Source organism: Delftia sp. CH05 (assembly GCF_009827015.1).
Taxonomy (GTDB): Bacteria; Pseudomonadota; Gammaproteobacteria; order Burkholderiales; family Burkholderiaceae_C; genus Comamonas; species Comamonas tsuruhatensis.
In genome coordinates this window covers 141,594-163,598 of sequence record NZ_WUMG01000005.1, presented here as the reverse complement: position 1 = coordinate 163,598, position 22,005 = coordinate 141,594, and the positions used below count along the sequence as shown (strand labels likewise).

The 22,005-nt window shown below is 68.5% G+C and carries 21 protein-coding genes; 6 read left to right on the top strand and 15 right to left on the bottom strand.

Going from position 1 to position 22,005, the window contains the following annotated elements:
• Position 1: 1 nt before the first annotated feature.
• The 5 genes from GRX31_RS07030 to GRX31_RS30745 form a co-directional block, all read right to left on the bottom strand.
• Entirely contained in the window at positions 2-262 is a 261-nt protein-coding gene (locus GRX31_RS07030; protein WP_061288088.1) for a PP0621 family protein, read from the bottom strand.
• The gene (locus GRX31_RS07025; protein ID WP_017407444.1) at positions 259-1,074 is read right to left on the bottom strand and encodes a cytochrome C assembly family protein; all 816 of its coding nucleotides are present in this window, start codon (positions 1,072-1,074) and stop codon (positions 259-261) included. Before GRX31_RS07025 ends, GRX31_RS07030 begins: the two co-directional genes overlap by 4 nt.
• A gap of 86 nt (positions 1,075-1,160) precedes the next feature.
• A complete protein-coding gene (locus tag GRX31_RS07020; protein WP_016447995.1) occupies positions 1,161-2,087 on the bottom strand; it encodes a GGDEF domain-containing response regulator in 927 nt (308 codons plus the stop codon).
• Positions 2,080-3,567, bottom strand: coding sequence for a response regulator (locus GRX31_RS30750; RefSeq protein WP_237426623.1), 1,488 nt, complete (start codon positions 3,565-3,567; stop codon positions 2,080-2,082). The genes GRX31_RS07020 and GRX31_RS30750 overlap by 8 nt, the downstream gene beginning before the upstream one ends.
• 6 nt (positions 3,568-3,573) lie before the next feature.
• Positions 3,574-5,979: a PAS domain-containing protein gene (locus tag GRX31_RS30745; RefSeq protein ID WP_237426622.1), complete on the bottom strand. Its 2,406-nt coding sequence runs from the start codon at positions 5,977-5,979 to the stop codon at positions 3,574-3,576.
• Positions 5,980-6,246: 267 nt separating this feature from the next.
• Here GRX31_RS30745 and ffh point away from each other — a divergent pair, with 267 nt between their 5' ends.
• The 3 genes from ffh to GRX31_RS07000 all read left to right on the top strand — a co-directional run bounded on the left by ffh (position 6,247) and on the right by GRX31_RS07000 (position 8,771).
• Complete coding sequence (gene ffh, locus GRX31_RS07010; RefSeq protein WP_016447993.1) at positions 6,247-7,641, top strand: signal recognition particle protein; 1,395 nt, start codon at positions 6,247-6,249, stop codon at positions 7,639-7,641.
• A gap of 93 nt (positions 7,642-7,734) precedes the next feature.
• Positions 7,735-8,289, top strand: a complete 555-nt coding sequence (locus tag GRX31_RS07005) for a C40 family peptidase (RefSeq protein WP_016447992.1) — start codon at positions 7,735-7,737, stop codon at positions 8,287-8,289.
• 86 nt (positions 8,290-8,375) lie between these two features.
• Positions 8,376-8,771 carry a helix-turn-helix domain-containing protein gene (locus tag GRX31_RS07000; RefSeq protein ID WP_016447991.1) on the top strand — a complete coding sequence of 132 codons (396 nt, stop codon included), beginning with the start codon at positions 8,376-8,378 and terminating at the stop codon, positions 8,769-8,771.
• A gap of 22 nt (positions 8,772-8,793) precedes the next feature.
• Here GRX31_RS07000 and GRX31_RS06995 read toward each other — a convergent pair whose 3' ends face one another.
• From GRX31_RS06995 to modA, 9 genes are all read right to left on the bottom strand, one after another.
• A complete protein-coding gene (locus GRX31_RS06995; RefSeq protein WP_047217459.1) occupies positions 8,794-9,468 on the bottom strand; it encodes a DUF1266 domain-containing protein in 675 nt (224 codons plus the stop codon).
• Complete coding sequence (locus GRX31_RS06990; protein WP_160852014.1) at positions 9,465-10,682, bottom strand: hypothetical protein; 1,218 nt, start codon at positions 10,680-10,682, stop codon at positions 9,465-9,467. Before GRX31_RS06990 ends, GRX31_RS06995 begins: the two co-directional genes overlap by 4 nt.
• A complete protein-coding gene (locus GRX31_RS06985; RefSeq protein WP_160852012.1) occupies positions 10,679-12,967 on the bottom strand; it encodes a hypothetical protein in 2,289 nt (762 codons plus the stop codon). Before GRX31_RS06985 ends, GRX31_RS06990 begins: the two co-directional genes overlap by 4 nt.
• Before the next feature lie 210 nt (positions 12,968-13,177).
• Complete coding sequence (miaB, locus tag GRX31_RS06980; RefSeq protein ID WP_016447987.1) at positions 13,178-14,506, bottom strand: tRNA (N6-isopentenyl adenosine(37)-C2)-methylthiotransferase MiaB; 1,329 nt, start codon at positions 14,504-14,506, stop codon at positions 13,178-13,180.
• Between the two features lie 156 nt (positions 14,507-14,662).
• Positions 14,663-15,064: a hypothetical protein gene (locus GRX31_RS06975; RefSeq protein WP_016447986.1), complete on the bottom strand. Its 402-nt coding sequence runs from the start codon at positions 15,062-15,064 to the stop codon at positions 14,663-14,665.
• A gap of 73 nt (positions 15,065-15,137) precedes the next feature.
• A complete protein-coding gene (gene fdhD / locus GRX31_RS06970) occupies positions 15,138-16,058 on the bottom strand; it encodes a formate dehydrogenase accessory sulfurtransferase FdhD (RefSeq protein ID WP_160852011.1) in 921 nt (306 codons plus the stop codon).
• A gap of 52 nt (positions 16,059-16,110) precedes the next feature.
• Positions 16,111-17,241 (bottom strand): molybdenum ABC transporter ATP-binding protein, encoded by a 1,131-nt coding sequence (gene modC / locus GRX31_RS06965; protein ID WP_160852009.1) that lies wholly within the window; start codon positions 17,239-17,241, stop codon positions 16,111-16,113.
• A complete protein-coding gene (modB, locus tag GRX31_RS06960; RefSeq protein WP_160852007.1) occupies positions 17,238-17,918 on the bottom strand; it encodes a molybdate ABC transporter permease subunit in 681 nt (226 codons plus the stop codon). Before modB ends, modC begins: the two co-directional genes overlap by 4 nt.
• A gap of 151 nt (positions 17,919-18,069) precedes the next feature.
• Positions 18,070-18,831 carry a molybdate ABC transporter substrate-binding protein gene (gene modA / locus GRX31_RS06955; RefSeq protein ID WP_160852005.1) on the bottom strand — a complete coding sequence of 254 codons (762 nt, stop codon included), beginning with the start codon at positions 18,829-18,831 and terminating at the stop codon, positions 18,070-18,072.
• 103 nt (positions 18,832-18,934) lie between these two features.
• Between modA and GRX31_RS06950 the strand changes: the two genes are divergently transcribed.
• The 3 genes from GRX31_RS06950 to GRX31_RS06940 all read left to right on the top strand — a co-directional run bounded on the left by GRX31_RS06950 (position 18,935) and on the right by GRX31_RS06940 (position 20,761).
• Positions 18,935-19,762, top strand: a complete 828-nt coding sequence (locus GRX31_RS06950) for a TOBE domain-containing protein (RefSeq protein WP_016447981.1) — start codon at positions 18,935-18,937, stop codon at positions 19,760-19,762.
• Between the two features lie 216 nt (positions 19,763-19,978).
• Complete coding sequence (locus GRX31_RS06945) at positions 19,979-20,257, top strand: hypothetical protein (RefSeq protein ID WP_016447980.1); 279 nt, start codon at positions 19,979-19,981, stop codon at positions 20,255-20,257.
• Positions 20,258-20,350: 93 nt separating this feature from the next.
• Positions 20,351-20,761, top strand: a complete 411-nt coding sequence (locus tag GRX31_RS06940) for a hypothetical protein (protein ID WP_017404479.1) — start codon at positions 20,351-20,353, stop codon at positions 20,759-20,761.
• 81 nt (positions 20,762-20,842) lie between these two features.
• Here GRX31_RS06940 and GRX31_RS06935 read toward each other — a convergent pair whose 3' ends face one another.
• Positions 20,843-22,000 (bottom strand): MFS transporter, encoded by a 1,158-nt coding sequence (locus GRX31_RS06935; RefSeq protein WP_237426625.1) that lies wholly within the window; start codon positions 21,998-22,000, stop codon positions 20,843-20,845.
• Positions 22,001-22,005 lie beyond the last annotated feature (5 nt).

Genomic DNA, 22,005 nt, shown 5'->3' with positions numbered 1-22,005 from the left:
CTCAGCGCCGTTGCGCCAGGGCCCGGTGCTCGGCGCTGCAATAGCTGCGGCCTGCGGCCTCGATGGCTTCGCTGCGCGGCAGGTGCAGGCCGCAGTGCGCGCATTCGACCATGTCCTGTGGAGCCGCCAGCGGCGCGTTGGCCGGGTTGGCCGGGTTGCGCGGCGCAGCCGCCTGGCGCCGCTCGCGGGCCTCGGCACGGCGCTGGCTGCGCCAGACGCCGACGGCAATGACGATGACGATCAGGACCAGCAGGTACTTCATGCGGCGCGCTCCAGCAGCACTTCCATCACGAAGCGTGATCCCGCATAGGCCAGCAGCAGCAGCGCGGCGCCTGCGTAGAGCACGCGCACGGCGCTGCGGCCACGCCAGCCAAAGCGCGCACGGCCGATCAGCAGCACGGCAAAGGTCAGCCACGACAGCAGCGAGAACACCGACTTGTGGTTCCAGACCCAGGCCTTGCCGTAGAGCTGTTCGCCGAACAGCCAGCCTGCGGCCAGCGTGGCCGTGAGCAGCACAAAGCCTGCGGACACGAAGCGGAAGGTCAGGCGCTCCAGCGTGAGAAGGGGCAGGCCGCTGTCATGCCCGCCGCCGCCCAGCCGCATGTGCTGCTCGGCGCGTGTCATCAGCGAGGCATGGACCACGGCGGCGGCGAACAGTCCGTAGGAGGCAATGCCCAGCGCCAGGTGCAGCGGCAGCCAGGGCGAGGCGTTGACATGCAGGGGCGTTCCCGGAAACAGCGCGGCAAGGAGCACGGCGGCCGTGCCCAGCGCTGACAGCGCCAATTGCGCGCGCATCTTGGGGAACAACTGCTGTTCGACCCCATAGACGGTGAGCACCAGCCAGGCCGTCATGGACAGTGCTGGCGCGAACCCGAAGTGCGGCTGTTCCCCGAGCAGGCCCCAGGCCAGGGCCAGGGCGTGGAGCACCCAGGCCAGGCGCAATGCGGCGCGGGCGCCAGCATGGCTGATGCGTCGGGCACCGGCGGCCGGCACGGCATAGGCCACGGCTGCGGCAAGCGCCAGCATCCAGCCCAGGGGCGATGCGTTGGCGGAAATCAGGGGGACGGAGAGCATCTTTCTATGATAGCTGTGGCTTTCCTGCCGCCGGTTGTGCAGGCTCAGAATCCGGGCGCCGTGCCGTGGTTCGGAGCGCATTTTCTTCAGGGCTCGATGGCTGCCTCGATGCGATTGCGCCCCAGGGCCTTGGCCTGGTAGAGCAGGCCGTCCACCTTCTGCAGCCAGGTTTCCAAAGGCGCGGCAGACGGCTGCCGCACGGTGAGTACGCCGCAACTGACGGTGAGCAGCGGCGCCGTGGGAGAGGCGGCGTGGGCGATGGACAGGCGCAGCACTTCCTGGCGGAAATTCTCGGCCATGACCTGGGCGTCGCTTTCGCCGGGGAGGATGAGCGCGAATTCCTCGCCGCCAAAGCGCGCTGCCAGGTCGTAGGGCCGGCGCGCATGGCGCTGCAGCGTGGCGGCCACTGCCTTGAGCGCCTCGTCCCCCTGCACATGGCCATAGCAGTCGTTGTATTGCTTGAAGTGGTCTATATCAATGAGGGCCAGGCCCACGGACTCGCCCGTGCGCAGGCTGCGGCGGTGGGAGCGCTCCAGCATGTCGTCGAAGTGGCGGCGGTTGGCCAGCCCTGTCAGCCCGTCCACCATGGCCAGGCGCTCCAGGGCCTGGCGCTGCAGGGCCAGGCGTATCTGGTTGCGCACGCGCACCTCGACCACGGCGGGACGTATGGGCTTGGAGACATAGTCGGCCGCGCCCAGGCGCAGGCCGTATTCCTCGGCCTGGGCATTGCTCTGGCCGGTGATGAAGATGACGGCGATATGGGCGGTGCGCTCCTGGGCGCGCAACGCACCCAGCACCTCGTAGCCGTTCATGCCGGGCATGGCCAGGTCCAGCAGGATCAGCTGCAGCCGGTGGGCTTCGCGCTGGGCGATCACCAGCGCACCCGGGCCGTCCTTGGCCAGCAGCACACGGTAGTGGGGGCTCAGCAGCTCGGCCAGCATGCTGCGGTTCAGCCGTTCGTCGTCAACGATGAGGACCGTGGGCAGTTCCGGCCCGGTCAAGGCTTCAAACATCTGCAGCTCCCTGTAGGACCGTCCGGTTCACGGCCATGCTCCGCGCCAGCTGTTCGAGCGCCTGCAGCGCCGCCTCGGTTTCCAGGGACTCGGTGCAGCGCTGGATGCGCTGCAGCACGGACGCATGGCGCCCGTCGACCAGGGGCCGCAGCCGTTCCAGTTCGGCCAAGGCGGCATAGTCGCTGTCGGCAATCTGCAGCCGCAGCCGAGCCAGGGTGGACGAGACTTCTTCCGCGGTCATCGGCTGCCGCTGCGGGGGGGGCGCGGCAGTGGTCACGGCGGCCGCGGACGCCACGGCCACTACGGCCGTCTGCCCGGACCGCCGGGCGATTTCCGCCAGCAGGCCCTGCAGTCCATCGGCCAGCGCCTGGACCAGGGATTGCAGATCGCCGCCGGGCCGGGCGTTGCCGCCATTGCCGTCGCCTGACAGGCAGGCTTGCGCACCGGTCTCGGCCATGGCCGACCATTGCTCCAGCAGGTCCGCGCCCAGGTAGCCCAGACTGCCCTTGAAGGTGTGCACCAGCGATGCCACGGTGTCCCAATGGCCGCTGCGCACGGCATCGCGCAGCCGTTGCGGCGCATCGGCAAAGTCCTGGGCAAAGCCTTCGATGGCGTGGAGCATGCGCGGCGATTGGCCGGCAAGGCGTTGCCGCAGCCGTGCCGGATCCCAGGCCTGGGCAGGGCTTGACGGCGTCGGCTGCAAGGGCGCGGCCGGCGCAAGCGCTGCCGTTGGAGGAGGGCCCGCGCGCAGGCAGCGCTGCAGTGTCTCGTACAGCAGCACATCGTCAACGGGTTTGGTCAGATGGGCATTCATGCCTGCGGCCTCGATCCGGGCGCGCTCCTCGACATAGGCCTGCGCAGTCAGCGCGATCACCGGAAGATGCCGCAGCGCGCTGCGCGTGCGGATGGTGCGCGTGACACTGAGGCCGTCCATGCCGGGCATGTGCACGTCCATGAGCACGGCATCGAAAGGCTGGGTGTCCAGCAGCTGCAGCGCCTGCAGACCGTCCTGCGCAGTCTGTACCGATATGCCGGCCTGCTCCAGCAGCTCGGTGGCCACCTCGCGGTTGAGTACGTTGTCATCCACCACCAGCACCCTGCGCCCAGGCAGGCCCGGGTAGCGCTGCTGTGGCGAGGGGCCGGCCGCCGGGCTTTCCGGCGGGGGCGATTCGGGGTCCCGCAGTGCCTCCCGGATGCACGAGCGCAGTGCCGATGCGGTCAAGGGCTTGATCAGCAGGCCCCGCGGGCCCAACTGCGCGGCCTGCAGCTGCACTTCGTCGCGCCCGAAGGCCGTGACCATGAGCGCAGCCGGGGTCTTGGCCAGGTCCTGCTGCTCGCGCATGCGGCGTGCCAGGTCCAGCCCGTCCATGCCGGGCATGCGCCAGTCCAGCAGGGCCAGGCCGTAGGGGGATTCCTGGCGTGCGGCCTCTTGCAGCATGTGCAGCGCCTGCATGCCGTCCGCCGCCGTATCGCAGCGCATGCCCAGTTAGCGCACCATGGCGGCCAGGGCCTCGCGCGCGCTGGCGTTGTCATCGACGATGAGAACGCCGGTGCTGCCCAGGTTGTCGTGGCCGTCCAGCGGCGCATCCGTGGCAGGCCGGACCTTGGCCGTGAAGCGGAAGTTGCTGCCCTGGCCGGGCTGGCTGCAGACGCTGATCTCGCCGCCCATGAGCTGCACCAGCCTGTGGCAGATGGCCAGGCCCAGGCCGGTGCCGCCGTGGCGGCGCGTGGTCTGGATGTCGGCCTGGGTGAAGGGCTGGAACAGCCGTTCGGCCCGCGATGCATCCAGGCCTATGCCGGTGTCGCGCACGTTCACGCACAGGTGGTGCAGGGGCGCTGCCGTGGCGTGCGCGCCGGCCTCCACCGGCGCGCACGCCAGCGGCGGCTCCAGATGCAGGGAGATCACCACCTCGCCATGCTCGGTGAACTTGATGGCATTGCCGACCAGGTTGGTCAGCACCTGGCCCAGGCGCAGCGGGTCGCCGCGCAACCGGGGCGGCAGGTGCGGGTCCAGCGCATAGACCACTTCCAGCCCCTTTTCCTCTGCGCGCAGCGCCGTGGAGGCCGAGACGGTCTCCAGCACATCGTCAAGGGCGAAATCCACTTCCTCCAGCGCCAGCATGCCCGCCTCTATCTTGGAAAAGTCGAGGACGTCGTTGATCACGGCCAGCAGGGCGCTGGCCGAGCGCTCCACCTTCTCCAGGTAGCCGCGCTGGCGTGATGTCAGCGCGGTCTGCTGAACCAGGCGCGTCATGCCGATGACGGTGTTCATGGGGGTGCGGATTTCGTGGCTCATGATGGCCAGGAAATCCGACTTGGCCCGTTCGGCCGCTTCTGCGGCCTCCTTGGCCTGCTGCAGCGCCTGCTCGGCCTCGCGCTCGCGGGTGATGTCCAGCATGATGCCGTCCCAGACCATGCCCTCGTGGCTGCTCCGGGGGGCCGATCGGCAGCGCAGCCAGCGGATCTCTCCATCGGGCCTGATCACGCGAAAGCGGCAGTCGAAGACCCGCAGCGTATCGACCGAGCACTGCAGCATCTGCTGGTAGTGCGGCAGGTCCTCGGGATGGATGGCATTCAGGTAGGCCTGACGGTCGGCCATGATGGCGTGGGCCGGCACGCCGATCAGGTTCTCTATGCCGGCACTGATGTAGCTGAGCCGCAGTTGCGCCAGGCCGCCTTCCAGACGGTAGATGGCGCCGCTGGGCAGGTTGTCGGCCAGGGCTTCGAGGCGCATGCGTGCGTCCTCGCGTTCGGACAGGTCCTGCAGCGTGCCGCTGAGCGCGACGATGCGGCCTTGCTCGTCGCGCAGGGCGCGGCCCATGAGGCGGGCCGCGAACCTCCGTCCGTCCGGGCAGTGGTGCACGACATCGAGGCTGTAGGACTGGCCGGTGCCGATGCACAGCTGCACGGCAGCGGTGAGCCGGGCAAGATCCTGCGGTCCGAGCATGGCGCGCAGGGCATGGCGCGTCAGCGGCGGACCCTGGGGGTCCAGGCCGTTCATCACATACATCATCTCCGAGGCCTGGAAGTGCTCGGTGTCCAGCTCCCATGTCCAGCTGCCCAGGCGCGCCAGCTGTTCGGCCTGGCGCAGCACGTCGTAGCTTTTTTGCAGCTGGGACTCGGTCTGGCGCATGAGGGTGATGTCGCGCGCAATGCCCAGCACGCCCACGGTCCGGCCCTCGTCATTGCGGTAAGGAATTTTGGTGGACTGGAAGAGGCGGCGCTGCCCGTTGACCAGCAAATGATCCTCCGACACCACGGGGGCGTCGCTGTCCAGCACCCGGCGGTCGCTGTGGGTGAAGCTGCTGTCGGGGAACAGTTCCTGGTCGGTCTTGCCCACGATGTCTTCGGGCGTGCGCCCGGAAAAGCGCGCGGCGGCGGGGTTGACGAAGGTGTAGCGGCCCTGCCGGTCCTTGGCGAAGACCAGGTCGGGCGTTTCGTGCATCACGGCTTCCAGCAGGCGTGTCGAATCCTGCCACGGCCCGGTGCTTTTTCGCAGGAGCGGCTGCAGCTGCGCATCGGGCTGGCCGATCGGCTCGTCCTGGCCGGTGCGCTCGCTGAGCTCGTGCCAGGTGGTGAAGAAAAGCCGCCTGCCCGACAGCGACTGGCAATAGATATGGAGCTCGGCGGGGAAGCTGGCGCCGTCGCGGCGGATCAGTCGGCCGCAGAGATGGGCCTGGCTGTCCACGGCCATGTCCTGCCAGGGACCGCGCCGCAGTCCGTCCGCGTCGGGCCACACTTCCATGATGCCCAGCCCCAGCATGGCGGCCTTGTGATGGCCCAGGCTGGCGCAGGCATGGGCATTGGCATCGAGCAGGCAGCCCTGCTCGTCAAACAGAAGAAAACCGTCGGGCACACGGTCCAGGAACTGGCCATACGGCGTATCGGGCATGAAGACTCCTAGGCGGTAGCAAGCCGGCACTGCACAGGGCGATAGCCATAATCTATGGAAGCAGTGTGGATGTTACTGCCGGCCGGTGCCCGCTGCGCGGCAGGGAAGGCCGGTACTTACCCCTGCAGGGGCAGCGGGTAGAATCGTCGGGATCTGCAGGGTCCGTGCCGCGACCCGGCCCCGCCTGGCCCCATTCGGCAACCTGGCCCCGGCTGGCTCGCTGCAGCACACCTTTTCCTTTCCGACGACTCCAGTTCCTCCCCGCTTATGGCCTCCGCTCTGACCGACAAACTTTCGCGACTCGTCAAGGAGATGCGCGGCCAGGCCCGCATCACCGAATCCAACGTACAGGACATGCTGCGCGAAGTGCGCATGGCCCTGCTCGAGGCCGACGTGGCCCTGCCCGTGGTGCGCGACTTCGTTGCGCGCGTCAAGGAAAAGGCGCTGGGCCAGGAGGTGCTGGGCTCCCTGCAGCCCGGCCAGCTGCTGGTGTCCATCGTCAACAAGGAACTGGCCGCCACCATGGGCGAGGGCGTGGCCGACATCAATCTCAACGCCCAGCCGCCTGCCGTCATCCTCATGGCCGGCCTGCAGGGCGCCGGCAAGACCACGACCACGGCCAAGCTGGCCAAGCACTTGATTGAAAAGCGCAAGAAAAAGGTGCTGACCGTGTCGGGCGACGTGTACCGCCCGGCCGCCATCGAGCAGCTCAAGACCGTGACCGGCCAGGCTGGCGCCGAGTGGTTCCCCTCCACGCCAGACCAGAAGCCCCACGACATTGCCGTGGCCGCGCTGGACTACGCCAAGCGCCACTTCTTTGACGTGCTGCTGGTCGATACGGCCGGCCGCCTGGCCATCGACGAGCTGCTGATGGCCGAGATCAAGGATCTGCACGCCACGCTCAAGCCGGTCGAGACCCTGTTCGTCGTCGATGCCATGCAGGGCCAGGATGCGATCAACACGGCCAAGGCCTTCAAGGAGGCCCTGCCCCTGACCGGCATCGTGCTCACCAAGCTCGATGGTGACTCGCGCGGCGGCGCGGCGCTGTCGGTGCGCCAGATCACGGGCGCGCCCATCAAGTTCGCCGGCGTGTCCGAGAAGATCGACGGCCTGGAAGTCTTCGACGCCGACCGCCACGCGCAGCGCGTGCTGGGCATGGGCGACATCGTGGCCCTGGTCGAGCAGGTCACCAAGGGCGTGGACATGGAGGCCGCGCAGAAGCTGGCCGAGAAGGTCAAGAGCGGTGACGGCTTCGACCTCAACGACTTCCTGGCCCAGATCCAGCAGATGAAGCAGATGGGCGGCCTGTCCAACCTCATGGACAAGCTGCCGGCACAGCTCACCGCCAAGGCCGGCCAGGTGGACATGGACAAGGCCGAGCGCGAGATCCGCCGCAAGGAAGGCATCATCTGCTCGATGACCGCCAAGGAGCGCAAGAAGCCCGAGATCATCAAGGCCACGCGCAAGAAGCGCATTGCCGATGGCGCGGGCGTGCAGGTCCAGGAAGTCAACCGCCTGCTCAAGGAGTTCGAGCAGATGCAGGAGATGATGAAGAAGATGAAGGGCGGCGGCCTCATGAAGATGATGAAGCGCATGGGCGGCATGAAGGCCATGAAGGGAATGATGGGCGGTGGCGGCGGCATGCCCAAGCTGCCGTTCTGAGCGGGCCGGGCCCCGCCTATGGACAGTCAAGCCGCAGCACAGCCTGCGGCTTTTCTTTGGCCGCTGCGGGGCTTTGTGAGAACATGCGGCGCCATGAAGGCTGGCGTTTCGACTTCCCTTGCGGCTTCCCGCGTGACTGCATCGCGGCTGTCTCGCCGTGACTGGGGCCTGCTGGCGGCGGCTGCGCTGCTGGCCGGCTGCTCGTCTGCTCCCCGCAAGGGCGCGGGTCCCGGGCCTGCTCCTTCGCCGCAGGCCCTGAACCTGGATGGCGAGTTGCGCGAGGCCCTGCTGGCGCGCACCATGCTCGTGGTCAACACGCCGTATACCTACGGCGGCAATTCGCCCGACGGCGGTTTCGACTGCAGCGGCCTGATCCAGTGGGCCGTGGGCGGCATTACCGAAAGCCGCCTGCCGCGCACCACGGCCCAGTGGGCGCAGTTCAGCAATCCCGTGGGCAGCCGCAGCTTGCAGCGCGGCGACTTCGTGTTCTTCAACACCCTGGGCTCGCGCTATTCGCACATGGGCATCTTTGTGGGCAACGGCCAGTTCGTGCATGCGCCGTCCAGCGGCGGCACGGTGCAGCGCGTGCGCATGGACAACCCCTATTTCGCCAGGCGCTTCACCGAGGCGCGCAGCATCTTCGCCTGAGCGCCTGCCAGGCAAGACGCCGGGCTTGGCGCCGGCTCTTGAATCGATGGTCCAATGAGAGCTCCATAGAAATCCAGGGTTTCGGAATGGATAACAAGCTCGAATTCGCACAGCGCCTGCGCCAGGCCATCGAGGCTGCGGGTCTGGAGCCGCGGCCCAGCGTGCTGCTGAATCTGTTCAATTCCAGTTACTGGGGTCGGCCGATTTCGTTCCAGGCGGTTGCGCGCTGGCTCAACGGCGAGGCCGTGCCCGAGCAGGACAAGCTGGTGCTGCTGGCCGAGCTGCTCAGGATCGAGCCCGAAGTGCTGCGCTTTGGCGACCCTGCCCAGCGGTCACTGCCGCCTCAGCACGAATGCCAGGAACCGGGCGTGGGCTATCTTGAACGCGAAACCTTCGACGCCTTTCTGAGGCTGCCCGCGCCGCAACGCCAGGTGGTGCGGGAGGTGATCCTGACCTTCGCCAAGGTGCACGGCGAAGGCTGAGGGCCGGGCCACCTGGCAGCCGTCACCGCACCGCCTGCGGCTGCCAGGGCATGGCATGCCAGGGATGGCGCGGATCGGCCACCCATTGCTGCACCTCCTCGGGCGTCACGCTGCGGCCCAGCACGTCGGCCCGGCCACGGGCCAGCCATTGGCTGCGGCCCCGCGCATAGGCCTGGCCGAAGGCCTGCCAGCTGTCAAAGCAATCCCGCGCGCGGCATGCGTTCAGGTGAAGGATCTGCTGGTGCAGGGCCTCGTCCAGCCAGCCCAGCAGCCAGGCACATCGCACGTGGAAGGCCACGCGCGCGCAGGCAAAGGCCATGGCGGCATGGGGATCGTCGCCGGCCTGCAGGCGCTGCAGGTCCAGCGTGAACCAGCGCTGGCGCAGGCCATCGGGCAACTGGCGTGCGATCTGGGCATCGTCCAGGTCGGTGCGCAGGCCCAGGTGGTGCAGCACCATGGGGCGCAGCTGGGTGGTCAGGGCGTCGTCGGCACCATGGAGCTGCCGGTCTGCAAAGCCGCCCTGGATGGCGTGAAAGGCCATGGGATGGGCCAGGGCCAGGGCCCAGTCCAGCGCCGCATCGCCGCTGCGGTAGCTGCTGAAGTCGCCGCGCTGGCGCGCCGAACGCCTGCGGCGCAGGCCGGCGCGCACTGCCCACCAGACCAATGCAGACAGCACAACAAGAGTGAAGGCGTTCATCGCGGATTTCCTGTCCTGCCCGGCGATCCTGCCCGGCGCCGCGCCAGCTCCAGCGACTGCTGCAGGGCCGCGCTGCGCGGCATGCGCTCGAAGGCGGGCACGGGCACGGTGTCGCGGCGTGCCGCGACCAGCCATTGCATCAGGGGCGACCGGATATCCAGCTGCTCCAGCAGCGCCGGGTGGGCCTGGAGCAGCCACAATTGCTCGGCTTCGGTGTGCAGCTCGCTGGCCGCGCACCAGGCGCCGGTGTGGCCCGAGGCCAGCAGATGCGCCGGACGGCGCACGATGCCCATGGCCAGGGCATCCGCTGGCGCCTCGCCATCGGCATCGAGGTGGTTGAGCAGGGCCAGCACGTCGGCCAGGTAGCGCGCAATCGGCGGGCGGTTCTGCTTGCCCTTGATCTGGTCGATGCGCAGCCGCCCGCCGTCAAGCACCTGGGCGCTGACGGTGATGCGCGGCTGGGCCGTGCCCGTGCGGTAGCTGAACAGCCGCAGCCGGCCCTGCTCGCAGGCTTCGGCGTAGTGCTCGCCGTAGCCGCCGCGCAGCGCGCCGCGCGCGCTGAACTGGCCCAGGCAGTGCCGCATCATCTGGCTTTCATAGGCCATTTCGGCGCGCAGGTCCGGGCTTTGGGCATCGAATTCCACGAACACGCCCAACTGGCCGCGCAGCAGCGGACGCACGGCGCCGGGTCGGTGCTCGGCCCAGCCGCTTTCGCTTTTTCTGGCGAAGGCCAGGTGCTCCAGCGTCCAGCGCGCCAGGGCCTGCGGGCAGTTGATGCGCTGCAGCTTGCCCTCAAGCGCCGTGCCGCGCCGGGTGGACAGGAACTCCAGCAGCCGGCTTTCCAGCGCCAGCAGCGGGGCGCTGTCAGGCTCCACCCACCACAGCGGTGCGCTGGCGCCGGCCGCAGGGCTGTCCTGTAGCGGTGGCTGGCGGGTCGCATGCGCGCGCAGGCGCTCCAGCGCCCAGGCGGCAGGCTCGGTGCGCCGGTGCAGGCGCAGCAGCTCGGCCTGCGTGGAGATGGGCTGAATGGCCGGCGGATCGGCGTCGAGGTTGCCGATCACGTGGCGGTAGAAGTGGTTGGCCAGCCAGGCCGCGATCTCCTGACTGTCGCCGCGCGCCGCGCTGCGCTCACGTATGCGCTGCTTGATGTCCGGCGCATTGACCACGTCGCGCGGGCGGTAGGCGCTGGCTGCCGTGGCGGCTCCCGGGTTCACCACAGCTTCCACCAGGGCTTGCTGTCCGAGCGCAGCTTGAGGCAGCGCTGGAGGCCGTCCCTGGCCATCTTGTGCTCGGCCTCGCTGTCATCGGGGGTGAGCTTGGCGATGGCCTCGCGGTGCAGGGCCACGGCCTGATCGATGGGGCCGCAGCTTTCCATGGCGCAGGCCAGGCGGCGCAGCGTGTAGCACTCGCCCAGGGCGCGCACTTCGGGCAGCAGGGCCTCCAGGCGGGGGCGCACCACGTCGCCATGGCTTTCGGAGAAGAAGTCGAGCAGGGACATCAGGGCCGCCAGGTAGTCGCGCCGCTGTTCGCGCTGCTCGTCTGCGTCCAGTTCCTCGAACCACTGGTCCAGGCGTTCCAGCCAGATGCCGATCTCGCCCGCGCGGCCGAGCTGGTAGAGCGCCAGCGCCACGCTGGGGAAGTAGTCGGTGGGGCAGTGGCGGCTGTAGCCGTAGTCCTGGGTGAAGTGCCACAGCTGCTCTGCCGCCGTGACGATGCCGGGTCGGTCATCACGGCGGATGGCACACCACAGCAGGCCGTCATGGTGCTCGGCGAAGGGGCTGCTGGACAGTCCCTTGTGGTGCAGGGCTGCAGCCTCTTCATAGCGCTGCTGCGAGCGGTACTTGATGGCAAGGTTGTTGCAGAGCATGGAGTAGACGTGCAGGTGCGCGTCCTTGTACCTGCCCTGGCCGCTGGCCCAGAAGGCCTCGAAGCGGGCCAGGCCCTCTTCGTAGTAGCGCTGCACCAGCGGCTCGCGCACCTCGTCGTCCGGCACCTGACGGCCTTCGCCCATGAGGGCGGCCAGGTCGTCCTCGTCGTCCAGGGTCACGCCCGCTGCATAGCACCAGTGGGCGCCATGGCCCTGCGCAAAGGGGCGCTGCAGCGCCTGCGCGGCGGGCAGCACGGCGAAGCGCGCGGCCCAGAGCATGGGCAGCAGCTCGGAGTTGGCGTGCCGGGGCTGCTCGCCCACGCCGCGCTCGAGCAGCGGCAGGGCCTGTTCCCATTGGTGGTTCCTGGCCAGGCGCCAGCCGTCGATCATGTCCAGCAGCGGATGGCCGGGCGCCTGGGCACGCGCCAGGGCCAGGTAGTCGTCGGCGCTGCGCGCAGCAGCCGGGCTGTCTTCCAGGATCTCCTGCATGTCGGAATCCAGTCCCGCCCAGGCCAGGATCAGCGCCCAGGCGGGGGCGTGGGCGGTGTCGCTGTCCACCATGCGCAGTGCCAGCTCATAGCCCTGGCGGGCCGATCCGGGGCGGCTGTGCAGCACGCTCTCCAGCGCCAAGTCCGCCGCATCGGCCAGGCGGCCCGCCTCTTGCAGCCATTGCAGGACCAGGCCGCTGAAGGCGTCGTCGGAGTCGTCCACCAGGCCGAAGCGGCCCAGCTCGGCCAGCTGCAGCGCGGCCTCTGGCTGGCCCATGGCATGGCAGGCCATGGCCTGCAGCCGTGCCTCATGGACCTTGCGGTGCGCGCGCACCGCCTGCGATGCGGCGGGGCTTTCCGTGCGGGCCAGGTGCTGCTGCGCCGCCATCAGCACGGCCGGAACGCTTTGCGGGGCCAGCGGCAGCACTTCGCGCGCAAGGTGCAGCCAGTCGTCGAAGTCCACGTTCTGGTCGGCGTCTGCCAGGGCCAACTGCGCCGTGGCGGCCTGCACATGGCGCACGGTGGCCGGCACGTCGCCGCGCAGGCGGGCCAGCTCGGCCTTGCGCAGGCTGGCACGCGCGTCGCGGCGCGCGGGGGATGCCTCGCCGTCGGGGTCGCTGCGCTCGTGGTTGCGCTGCAGGTCCACGCCTTGCTCGGCCAGTTCCCAGGCCTGGGCCTCGCGGGCCAGGTAGTGCCAGCCATTCCAGTAGCGATAGGGCTCGCCGGTGTGCGGCAGCCGGCCCATGAGATCGGCGGCATGCGCGAGCAGGGCCACGCCGCCTTCGCGGTCAAAGCGCAGCCGGCTCTGGATGTCGCTGAGCGCCAGGCTGGCCGTGGCCAGCAGGTGGTTGTCACCCTGCAGGTGCTGCAGCGTGGCATCGCGGTGCTCGCGCAGCAGGGCGTTGGCGGTCTCGGGCCGTTCCAGGTCGAGCCAGAGATCGTGCAGACGCTCCAGCTCGCTCACCGTGGCCGGCGCGAAGCGCTGCTGCGAGAGCAGCTCCATGACGGCCGCCTGGCGTTCGGCCGGGGCGATGGGGCTGGTTTCATCTTCCTGTTGCAGCAGGTCGTGCGCCTGGTCCATGAAGGCATGCAGGGCTTCGCCCTCAAGGATGGCCTGGGCGTTGGCGGGCTGGGAGGTGTTCATGGAATCGATAGCAAGCAAGCGAAGCTGGAAAAGCCATGCAGGCCGACAGACCTCAAGGCGGCAACCCGCGATGCTAGCGGGCCGGCCCGCGCCAGGCCAGTGTGGCCGGGCTGTTTTCACGTCCTGTTACATGCAAAAAGCCCGGCATTGCCGGGCTTTCGTTACGCAAGAGGTCGCTGGGCCACCGGGGCCGCAGGGATCGGGTTGGGATCAGTGGCGCACCACGACCTCGCCGCGCAGCGTGAAGGTGCGTGCCTCGGTGATCTTCACATCGATCATCTGGCCGATCAGGCGTTCGTTGCCCGGGAAGTTGACCACGCGGTTGCACTCGGTGCGGCCCATGAGTTCGCTGCCATCGCGCTTGGACAGTCCTTCCACCAGCAGGCGCTGCACCGTGCCCACGCGCTCGTCGCTGATGTCCTTGATGTTGTTGTTGATCACGGCCTGCAGCTCCTGCAGGCGGCGCAGCTTGACCTCGTGGGGCGTGTCGTCGTGCAGGTTGGCGGCCGGCGTGCCGGGGCGGGGGCTGAAGATGAAGCTGAAGCTGTTGTCGAAGCGCACGTCGTGGATGAGCTTCATCATCTTCTGGAAGTCTTCCTCGGTCTCGCCGGGGAAGCCCACGATGAAGTCGCTGCTCATGGCCATCTCGGGCCGGATGGCACGCAGCTTGCGGATGGTGCTCTTGTATTCCATGGCCGTGTAGCCGCGCTTCATGGCCATGAGTATCTTGTCGCTGCCGTGCTGCACGGGCAGGTGCAGGTGGCTGACCAGCTTGGGCAGCCGAGCGTAGGCCTCGATCAGGCGCGGCGTGAATTCGTTGGGATGGCTGGTGGTGTAGCGGATGCGCTCGATGCCGGGGATCTCGGACACGTATTCCAGCAGCAGGGCAAAGTCGGCGATCTCGGCCGTGTCACCCATCTTGCCCAGGTAGGCGTTCACGTTCTGGCCCAGCAGCGTGACCTCCTTCACGCCCTGGTCGGCCAGGCCCGCGACCTCGACCAGCACGTCCTCGAACGGGCGGCTGACTTCCTCGCCGCGCGTATAGGGCACGACGCAGTAGCTGCAGTACTTGGAGCAGCCTTCCATGATGGAGACAAAGGCCGAGGAGCCTTCCACGCGCGCCGGTGGCAGGTGGTCGAATTTCTCGATCTCGGGAAAGCTGATATCGACCTGGGGCTTGTGCCTGGCGGCGCGTGCATTGAGCAGCTCGGGCAGGCGGTGCAGGGTCTGCGGGCCGAAGACCACGTCCACATAGGGCGCGCGCTTGATGATTTCCTCGCCCTCCTGGCTGGCCACGCAGCCGCCCACGCCGATGAGCACGCCGCGTTCCTTCAGGTGCTTGTAGCGGCCCAGGTCGCTGAACACCTTCTCCTGTGCCTTCTCGCGCACCGAGCAGGTGTTGAACAGGATCAGGTCGGCCTGCTCCGGGTCGTCGGTGGACTCGTAGCCCTGGGCTGCGCCCAGCACATCGGCCATCTTGTCCGAGTCGTACTCGTTCATCTGGCAGCCGAAGGTTTTGATAAAGACTTTCTTGGACATGGTGGGGTTCCGTCAGGCAGCCGCCGCACTGCAAGCGGCGGTCTGCAAAAAAAGAAGATGGCCGGGCCAGGGCGGGCGCTGTGCTCCCTGGCCCGAGCCGCTGCGCCCCGCAAGCTGCGGGCCGCATCCATCGTGTGCGTGCGGTGTGCGCCGGCCTCAGTTGAAGAAGCGGTGCAGCATCGACTTGGGCTTGTAGTGCTTGTCGGCCTCGGCCTTGGTCAGGATCCAGGCCTGGTGCAGCCACTGCGTCTGCGGCTCGATCACATAGCCCACCACGAGCTTGCTGCCCTGGTAGTTGATGGCCTGCACCAGCGTGCGCTCGGGGCTAAACAGGCGAAAGCCCGGGCTGGTGCGAATGGTCTTGCCGTCGATTTCGACCACGGGAAACTGCGCGGTCACGACCAGCTCGCCGAACTGGGCCTGCGGCGGGAAGTTGCGTGTCTCGTTGGAGGGCAGGCCCTGCGCGGCCGCGCCCAGGCTGGCGCAGGCCAGGCCGGCGAGCAGGGCGCCGGCGCACAGGCGGCGGACGGCAGAGAAATGGGGCTTGCAGCGGTTCATGGTGTACATCCAGGGGCTGAACCCGCGATTCTACGAACTTGCCGCCGCGCAGGCGCAGCACTCGGGCATTGGGTCAGGTGCGGCCCGGCGCATACAGCACCACCTTGGGCGGGCGGCACAGGCCCCAGAAGCGCAGGCCGGTCAGCTCGGCCATCTGCACGCCCATGGCCGTGGGAGCGGAGATGGTGGCCAGGGCGGCGATGCCGACCCTGGCGCATTTGCGCACCAGCTCATGGCTGCCCCGGCTGGAGAGCACGACAAAACCGGCCTCGCCCAGGCGGCCGGTGCGCGAGAGGCGGCCGACCAGCTTGTCCAGCGCGTTGTGGCGGCCCACGTCCTCGAGCACATCCGTCAGTTGCCCGTCCAGCCCTGCCCAGCCTGCGGCATGCACGGCGCCGGCTTCGGCGTTGAGCCGCTGCAGCGGCGGCAGGGCATCGATGGCAGCGCACACCGTGGTGGCATCGACACGGGCGATCCAGTCGTGCGCGGGCAGGGGGTCGAAGGACAGGTCCAGCGCCGCGAAGCTGTCCACGCCGCAGACGCCGCAACCTGTGCGCCCGCTCATGCTGCGGCGCCGGTCCTTGAGGCGCGCGAAGCAGCGCGAGGCCACGTCCAGCTGCACCTCGATGCCGTCCATGCCGGACGGAAGGCCTGCCGCTTCGGCGGCCACTGCCCGCACCTCGATGCCGTAGCAGTCGGCGCCGCTGTCCAGGATGCCCTCGGTGAGCGCAAAACCCAGCGCAAAGTCTTCCAGGTCCGAGGGCGTACCCATCATCACGGCATGCGAGATGCCATTGAACACCAGGGCGATGGGGACTTCGCTGGCCAGCACCTGGGGTTCGGGCTGGAGGCTGACGGCGCCGCCATCGGCGATCCGGTGGCGCACCACCGCATGCGTGCGCAGTGCGGCAATGGCGGGCGCGGTGGCGCAGGCAGCATCTGCCGGGCCCGAGTCCGGGGCGGGTGCGGGAGCGTGTTCGGTGGTGGCGTTCATGGCGTGGGCCGCGCAGGCGGCCTGCGCATGATATCGGTGCCGCCGCGCAGCTTCAGTCCAGCAATGCCATGCCCTTGATCTGGGCGAAGACATGCATGCCCGGCGCAATGCCCAGCTGCTGGGCGGAATGCAGGGTGATGCGCGCCAGCAGGCGGGACGGGCCCAGCTGCAGCGAGACCATGACCTGGCCCGGGCCGTCCTCGCGCAGATCCTGCACGGTGGCCGCCAGGATGTTGAGGATGCTGCTGTCTTGCGGGTGCTGCAGGCTCAGGCTCACATCGCGCGCCTGCACGCGCAGCTGCACGCTCTCGCCGATGGGGCGCGGGCGGGCCATGACAAGGCGAAGGCGCCCGCCGTCGAAGGACAGCGTGCTCAGGTGGGCATCCGGATCGTGCTGCCGGATCTGCGCACTGAGCATGGCCGCTGCCGTGTCGCCCATGCTCAGCGGCAGGTCCAGCCGTGCCAGCAGTTCGCTGGTGGCGCCGGCCGCGACGATGCCGCCTGCCTTGAGCAGCACCAGGTGCTGGGCCAGGCGCGCTACCTCGTCAATGGAGTGGCTGACATAGACCACGGGAATGTCGAGTTCACGGCGCAGCTGGTCCAGGTAGGGCAGGACCTCGGCCTTGCGCTGGGCGTCCAGCGCGGCCAGCGGTTCGTCCATGAGCAGCACGCGGGGGCTGGTGGCCAGGGCGCGCGCAATGGCCACGCGCTGGCGCTCGCCGCCCGACAGGGTGGAGGGCATGCGGTCCATCAAATGGCCTATGCCCAGCAGGGACACGGCCTGCTCTTGGGACACCTTGCGTCGCTCGGCGGGCGTGCGCCGCATGCCGTAGTCGATGTTGCGCTGCACGCTCAGGTGCGGGAACAGGCTGGCTTCCTGGAACACATAGCCCAGTGCGCGGCGGTGCGTGGGCAGCCACTGGCTGGCCGCATCGTCCTGCCAGACCTCGCCATTGACGGCGACACGGCCCCGTGCGCGCTCCAGCCCTGCCAGCGCGCGCAGGCAGGTGGTCTTGCCGCAGCCCGAGGGGCCGAACAGGGCGGTGACGCCGCGCCCGGGCAGCTGCAGCTGCACATCGAGGCGGAAGTCGGCACGTTCCAGCGCCAGCGCAGCAAGGATTTGCGAAGGGCTCGCGGCGGGCACGGCGCCAGCCGACGCAACGGGAGAGAAGTCAGTCATCATTCGCGGCGCTCCTCGCGCGGCTGCAACAGGTGCAGGGCCAGCAGCACCAGGAAGGAGAACACCACCATGCCGCCGGCCAGCCAGTGGGCGTGGGCGTACTCCATGGCCTCCACATGGTCGTAGATCTGCACCGAGACCACGCGCGTCACGCCGGGGATATTGCCGCCCAGCATCAGCACCACGCCGAACTCGCCCACGGTGTGCGCGAAGGTCAGCACGGCTGCGGTGATGAAGCCCGGGCGCGCCAACGGCAGCGCCACGGTGAAGAAGCGGTCCAGCGGCCCCGCGCCCAGGCTGGCCGCGGCCTCCATGGGGCGCGTGCCCAGCGACTCGAAGGCGCGCTGCAGCGGCTGCACCGTGAACGGCAGGGAATACACCAGGGACCCGATGACCAGGCCCGGAAAAGTGAAGGGCAGGGTGCTCAGCCCCAGCGCCTGCGTCAGCTGCCCCACGGGGCCGTTGGGACCCATGGTCACCAGCAGGTAGAAGCCGATCACCGTGGGCGGAAGCACCAGGGGCAGCGCCACCACGGCGCCAATCGGGCCGCGCCAGCGCGAGCGCGTATGCGCCAGCCACCAGGCCAGCGGCGTGCACAGCGTCAGCAGCAGCACCGTGGTCACGCTGGCAAGTTTCAGCGTCAGCCGTATGGCGGCGTAGTCGTCGGCGGTAAGAATCATGCGGGAAGAATTCAGTGGTTCGCAGCGCTGTTGGATCTCACTCAACGCACGAAACCGGCGCGGCCCGGCTCAGCGACGCTGAGCACGGGTCCGTGCCGGCCGACCCCTCCCCAGGAGAGAGGGAAGGCGCGCAAGCGCGCCTCAACAGGTGTCAGAAGCTATAGCCGTAGGAGCGGATGATGGCACGGGCCTTGTCGGCGCGCAGGTACTTCATCAGCTCGGTGGCGGCTTCGTTGTCCTTGCCGCTATTGAGCACGATGGCGTCCTGGCGGATGGGCTCGTGCATGGAGCCGGGCACCTGCCAGGCCGAGCCTTCGCGCAGCTTGCCGTTTTCCATCACCTGCGACAGGGCCACGAAGCCCAGCTGGGCATTGCCCGTGGCCGCGAACTGGTAGGTCTGGGCGATGTTCTCGCCCATGACGATGCGCGGCTGCACCTGGGCCGTGATGCCCAGCTTGTCCAGCACTTCCATGGCTGCCGTGCCGTAGGGCGCCAGCTTGGGATTGGCCACGGCGATGTGCTTGTAGTCGCCGGTCTTGAGGACCTCGCCCTTGTCGTCCACATAGCCGGGCTTGGGGCTCCACAGCACGAGCTGGCCGATGGCGTAGGTGAAGCGCGAGTCGGGCAGGCCACGGCCTTCCTTGGCGATCTTTCCGGGCGTGGTGTCGTCGGCGGCCAGCAGGATCTGGAAGGGCGCGCCGTTGACGATCTGCGCATAGAACTTGCCCGTGGCGCCGAAGGACAGCAGGGCCTTGTGGCCGGTGTCCTTCTCGAACTCGGCGGCGATCTTCTGCATGGGCGCCGTGAAGTTGGCGGCAACGGCCACCGACACTTCGGCAGCCTGCGCAGCGACACCGCCCAACAGGGCAAGGGCGGCAAAGGCGGTGGCACGCAGGGGCTGGTTCACGTTCATGGGTCTCTCGCTATTCCGTTGGTGAATAGCGCAGTGTAACGACCTGAAAATGCGCATGCAGGGTGCAGGCGTTTTGCTTGGCGGGAAATAACGCTTGGCGGGCATGATGTCGCGCATGACTGCCGACGCTCCTGCTTCACCCTCCGATCTGGCGCCCGCGCTGGGCCATGACCTGGCTGACCGCCGCCTCGCCATCCTGCGCCATATCGCAGCAGGGCATTCGATTTCACAAGCGGCGCGCGAGGCCGGCGTCAGCTACAAGGCGGCATGGCAGGCGCTGGATGTGCTGACCAATCTCGCGGGCTGTGCCCTGGTGGAGCGCTCGGTCGGCGGCGCCGGCGGCGGCGGCGCGCGCATCACCGCAGCCGGGCAGTCCCTGCTGGCCATGGCCGATGCGCTGGAGCAGGCCCGTGCACAGGTGCTGCAGCGCTTTGGCGGGCCGGCCGGCGTTTCCTCGGCGGCTCCCGGACTGGGGCTGGGCCTGCGCACCAGCATGCGCAATCTGTGGCCTTGCCGGGTCGGGGCCCTGCAGGCGCAGGGTGCCCAGGTCCGCGTCTGGATGCTGCCCGATGGCGGTGGCGATGCACCAGGCATTGCCGCTCGCATCACCGCCGAAAGCGCCCAGTTGCTGGGCCTGGCCCCTGGCCTGCCCGTGATGGCGCTGTGCAAGGCCACTGCCGTCCAGGTGCTGCCAGTGGCGCCGCTGGCCGGTGCGCAGGGCCTGGCCAATGCCTGGCCTGCCAAGGTGCAACGCCTGGCCCGTGCCGAGGGGGACGGACCGCGCGAAGTGGTGGCCAGGCTGCCCTGGGGCGGCAGCGGCGTGGGGTATGCGGCGCAGCAGGCGCAAGGCGAGCCCTGGACGCTGCGCACAGGACGCAAGGTCTGGCTGTCGGTGCCGGAGTCCGCCGTGGTGCTGGCCGTGGCCGACTGACACGACTGACCTGACAGGGTCGATTGAGCTGATTGGGCCGATTGGGCGTCGAGAAGGCCGCAGCGCGTTGCGCGTGCGCTGCAGTGGCTGCAGATTCGGACGGGTCTTATGGCGCATCCCGGGCGGGATACGAAAAATTGTGCCGCAGCGCAACCTGCGCGCTCCGGTGGCGCAGGCTTTCCCGGCGACCGATCCATCGAAACCTCCCTGGCCCCCATGAGCATCCTGAAATTGCGCAGGCAAGAGAAAGTGGCGTTCTACACCGCCTTGCTGTGTTCGTCCGTCGCGGCGTTCATCTTCTTCGCGTCCCAGGACGTGGCGGACAGTCTGGAGCAGCGGCTGGGTGCGCTGGCCATCTGCATCGTCATCGGCGCCGTGGTGACCCTGTTCAATCACTGGTGGTTCAGAGTCTGGGGCTGGCACCTGGTGCCGGTCACCCTGCTCCTGTTCTATGGCGGCACGCTGGTCGCAGGCTGGCTGTTTGGCGGTCGATGATCGCGATGGCGCCGAAGGGGAACCTGCCGCAATGCTTTGCGTCGAAGAGCCTTTGCGACTGCCTCCCAGGCCTCACACGGCCTTGCCCCTGCCATGAAGACCACCCTGTCCGCCGCCCTGATCTGCCTGTTCCTGTCTGCCCCGGCCCTGGCCCGTCCGCTGGACCCGGCGCCGCTGGATGCCTCGCAGTTCAACCTGGGACTGGTCGGCCTTGCCGGCGAGATTTCGCCAGCGGAGCGGCACCTGGAGGCCATGCTCAGGCGGCCTGAGGCCAATGCCGTCCTGCTGTCGGTGATCGACGATCCGCGAAGCTCGCCCGTGGCCAAGCTCTATGCGCTGTGCGGGCTCAAGCGCATGGGCAGCGGCGGCTACGAGGCAGCGCTGGTCAAGCTGCGCGGCTTTGAGGGCCAGGTTTCCGTGATGCTGGGCGACCAGATGTTCCAGGAAGACATCCGAGAGGCGGCAGACCGCATCGAAAACCTGGAATGCAGCGAGGGCGGCTGAGCCCCTGGCCGGCCGGTCCCGGGACAAAAAAAGAGCTGCCATCGGCAGCTCTTTGCATGGCAGGGCCGTTGCCCGCACCGCTCAGGATAGCTCGCGACCCTTGAGTTCGGGGATCAGAAAGGCCGTGGCCAGCATGTCCAGCACATAGATGGCCGCCAGCAGGGCGATCGCCACCTGGAACGAATAGCTCATGGCCAGCGCACCGATCACCACCGGGCCCAGTCCGCCCACGGCGCGGCCGATGTTGAACAGCACGTTCTGCGCGGTGGCGCGCGCCTCGGTGGGATAGGCCTCGCTCATCACGGCGCCGTAGCCGCCCATCATTCCGTTGACGAACAGGCCCATGAGGGCCCCCGCCCAGAGCATGGCCGTAGGGTCGGACAGCTGTGAATAGAGCACGACCATGATGACCGAGCCCAGCTGGAAGATCAGGAAGCTGGGCTTGCGGCCGATGCGGTCGGCCAGCTGGCCGAAGACCCAGATGCCGACCATCATTCCCACCACGGTCACGGCAGTCCATATCGAGGACTTGGTCAGGCTGAAGCCCAGTTGCTTGGACAGGAAGCTGGGCATCCAGATCATGATGCCGTAGTAGCCGAAGTTCTGGACCGAGGTCAGCACGATCACACCCAGGCTGACCTTGGCCGTGGCGCGGTCCTTCACCAGCAGCTTCAGGCTTTGCAGCACCGGCACGCGGGCCGACGGCGTGGCGGACTGCTGGAGCTTCACGAAGACCTCGGGCTCGTGCAGCTTGTTGCGGATCACCCAGGCCACCACGGCCGGTATCACGCCCACCAGGAACATGCCGCGCCAGCCGATGAGGGGCAGCAGCAGCGGCGTCAGCAGCGCCGCACCCAGCACACCCATTTGCCAGCCCAGGGCCACATAGGACGAGACGCGCGCGCGGTGGCGGGCAGGCCAGGCCTCGGCAGCCAGTGCCATGCCGATGCCGAACTCGCCGCCCAGGCCGATGCCCGCAATCGTGCGGTAGGCCAGCAGATCCCAGTAGCCCTGCGCGAAGGCGCACAGGCCCGTGAACACGGCGAACAGCATGATGGTCCAGGTCAGCACGCGGATGCGCCCGTAGCGGTCGCTGAGCAGGCCGAAGAAGATGCCGCCGAACACGGCCCCTATCAGCGTCCAGGTCACCAGCGAACCGGCCTGGCCCGGCGTGAGGTGCAGATCGGCCGAGATGGCCGACAGCATGAAGCCCAGGATCAGCAGGTCGAAGCCGTCCATGGCAT